General features: G+C 57.2%; 2 rRNA genes. Both read right to left on the bottom strand.

Going from position 1 to position 3,405, the window contains the following annotated elements:
* Nucleotides 1-28: 28 nt before the first annotated feature.
* Nucleotides 29-150: ribosomal RNA gene (rrf, locus tag EPY72_RS19050) — 5S ribosomal RNA — on the bottom strand.
* A gap of 134 nt (nt 151-284) precedes the next feature.
* Nucleotides 285-3,200: ribosomal RNA gene (locus EPY72_RS19045) — 23S ribosomal RNA — on the bottom strand.
* Nucleotides 3,201-3,405: the final 205 nt, after the last annotated feature.

The following is a 3,405-nucleotide window of genomic DNA, read 5'->3' as shown; positions in this document are numbered from 1 at the left end:
TGTCCGTGCGGGCTTAACACCTATGAATGGCAGGCGGCGAATCGAATTTCCCAGAGGGTCGCCCACTCCAGTACTCCTCGATACGCAGGCGGGCTTAACTTCCGTGTTCGGGATGGGTACGGGTGTCGCCCCGCCGCTCTGGCCGCCTTAACGCCGACTCGCGGAATCGAACCGCGACCAACTGACCACAGTCGGTGATTCGACGATTCCTAACAACCGTATGGTACGTGCAATCCAGTTTGCGCCTGGATCCGAGCAATCCGGATCCCAGTGCGAGTCAAATGAGTGTGTGGCTTCGACCTGTTAGTGCTCGCGGACTCAACGCCTCGTTGCCTCGGCGCGTACATCCCGAGTCTATCGAACTCGTCTTCTACGAGTGGTCTCAGTGGTATCTCTTTTCCAGGTGGGTTTCGAGCTTAGATGCGTTCAGCTCTTACCCCGTGTTGCGTGGCTGCCCGGCACGCGCCCTTTCGGACGACCGGTACACCAGTGGCAACCAATCGTAGTTCCTCTCGTACTATACGATCGTTCCCGTCAGATACCGTAACACCCCCAATAGATAGCAGCCGACCTGTCTCACGACGGTCTAAACCCAGCTCACGACCTCCTTTAATAGGCGAACAACCTCACCCTTGCCCGCTTCTGCACGGGCAGGATGGAGGGAACCGACATCGAGGTAGCAAGCCACTCGGTCGATATGTGCTCTTGCGAGTGACGACTCTGTTATCCCTAAGGTAGCTTTTCTGTCATCTATCGCCCGCATCAAGCAGGCTGATAGGTTCGCTAGACCACGCTTTCGCGTCAGCGTCCCGCGTTGTGAAGGACACTGTCAGACTCTCTTATGCTCTTGCGCTCTAGTCCGCGTTTCTGACACGGATGAGAGAATCTTGGGGCACGCTCGATATCTTTTCGAGCGTGTACCGCCCCAGTCAAACTGCCCGGCTACCGGTGTCCTCCTCCCGGAGTGAGAGTCACAGTCACTAACGGGTAGTATTTCAATGCTGGCTGGGTGGCCCGCTGGCGCGGGTACCTCTGTAACGCCTCCTACCTATGCTGCACATTAGCGACCGTGTCTCAGCGACAGCCTGCAGTAAAGCTCTATAGGGTCTTCGCTTCCCCTTGGGGGTCTCCAGACTCCGCACTGGAACGTACAGTTCACCGGGCCCAACGTTGGGACAGTGACGCTCTCGTTGATCCATTCATGCAAGCCGCTACTGAAGCGGCAAGGTACTACGCTACCTTAAGAGGGTCATAGTTACCCCCGCCGTTAACAGGTCCTTCGCCCCGTTGTACCGGGTGTTCAGATACCTGCACTGGGCAGGATTCAGTGACCGTACGAGTCCTTACGGATTTGCGGTCACCTATGTTGTTACTAGACAGTCGGAGCGTCCGAGTCACTGCGACCTGCCTCGAAAGAGGCAGGCATCCCTTATCGCGAACTTACGGGACTAACTTGCCGAATTCCCTAACGTCGGTTGCTCCCGACAGACCTTGGCTTTCGCTGCCAGAGCACCTGTGTCGGATCTCGGTACGAACTCTCTGCTCCCTTTTCACGGGCCCTAGGTAACATCGACTTGCGCTGTCTCCGGCTTCGTTCGCTTCGTGCCATTACGGCTTCCACGGACTTCCCGGATTCGACCGGGCGAATGCCCGGTTCGATGGTTCCCAAGGCGTCGGTTTCACTGCAGAGAGGTACTGGAATATTAACCAGTTTCCCGTTTGTCTCGCTCGAATTGCGACGAGACTTAGGATCGACTAACCCTCGGCTGTTCAGCATTGCCGAGGAACCCTTGCTCATGAGGCCGTCGGGGGTCTAACCCGACTAACGCTGCTACTATGGCCAGGATTTTCGTGACCATTCGGTCCACGCGAACTCTCGTTCGAGCTTCCACCCAAATGGACTGCCAACCTACTCGATCACCTTGTGACGGGTGCGGCCAGGTCTCGGTGGCGGACTTGAGCCCCGATCATTTTGGGCGCCTCAAACCTCGGCCGGTAAGCTGTTACGCTTTTCTTAGAGGGTAGCTGCTTCTAAGCTCACCTCCCGGCTGTCTAGGGCTTGAGACCACCTTCGATCGCACTTAGTCCGCACTTGGGGACCTTAACCCGGCTGTGGGTTGTCTCCCTCACGGTGCACAGGCTTACCCCGCACACCGGATTCCCTGCGTCGGCGGCGTCCGTAGGTTTGGAGTTTGACAGGAGGGCCGACTTCTCTCGAAGTCGGCGCCTCCAATCGGTCGCTCTACCCCACGGACTACCTCAGCAGAGGTCATGCTTCGACATGTTTCGGTTGGAACCAGCTGTTGCCAGATTCGATGGGCCTTTCACCCCTATACGTAGATCACGAGAGGGTATTGTAGGACACCAACTCTAACAGGCCTCCACGTGCCTTTCGGTACGCTTCGCCTTGTCCACGCATAGATCATCTGGTTTCGGGTCGTGTCGGTTTGACTCCCCGCCCTTGAAGACGGTGGCCCTCGCCTAACGGCTGCGGCCATATTGGTTTCCCTGTGCCTGCCCGGATGCTCCGGTTAGACTCGCCAAACCAACACACTCCCTGGCTCGTTTTTCAAAACGTACGACAGAACACCGGCTTCCCGTGATTCCTACTGGAGGTTCGCACCTCGGTCGTTTTTCACGGGACCTTGTGAGCTCTGTCGCTCCATCGCCAACTGATTTCAGGCTCTATTGCACCTCCCTTTGTGGGGTGCTTTTCAGCGTTCGCTCGCGCTACTTGTTCGCTATCGGTCTCGAGACGTGTTTAGTCTTCGCGGTCGATGCCCGCGATCTTCACGAGGGATATCCAACCCCCGATACTCTGGAGCTGCCGCACGCTGTACTTGGCTTCGTTACGGGGCTTTCACCCTGTGTCGCGCTCTGTTCCAAGAGACTTCACGAGGCTGTTCGAGCGATGAGTGGCAGTCCGGACACCACATTGCCCGTGAGGGCTTCGGTTTGGACTGTGTCGCGTTCACTCGCGGTTACTGACGACATCCCGTTCGGTTTCTGTTCCTGTCGATACTGAGATGTTTCAATTCTCGACGTTCCCCATTGCGCTAGGCAATTGCTGTGGGGATTCCCATTCGGAGATCCTGAGTTCTTCGCCTCCGTGCGGCTTCCTCAGGCTTATCGCAGCTTGGCACGTCCTTTATCGGCGCTCGAGCCGAGCCATCCACCAGCTGGCACAGTAGCCACGCTGTTGGAATGAATTGCATCGCACTGTGACCCGGTTACTCGGATCCAGTGGACGCCTGGATTGCACGTACATACGGTTGTCATCGCCACGTCCCGGTGGTTGAGGGAGCGTGCGTCGAACCCTTCCTACCCGCGCTTTCACGGGGTAGTGCATCGGTCTTCGGATTAGAGCATTTCTCCGTCTCCCACTTAAGGGACACGGTTCGGCTC

The sequence above is a fragment of the Halorussus marinus genome, assembly GCF_004765795.1.
Lineage (GTDB): Archaea > Halobacteriota > Halobacteria > Halobacteriales > Haladaptataceae > Halorussus > Halorussus marinus.
The sequence above is the reverse complement of the archived record's forward strand: the minus strand, read 5'-3'. Positions and strand labels throughout refer to the sequence as shown.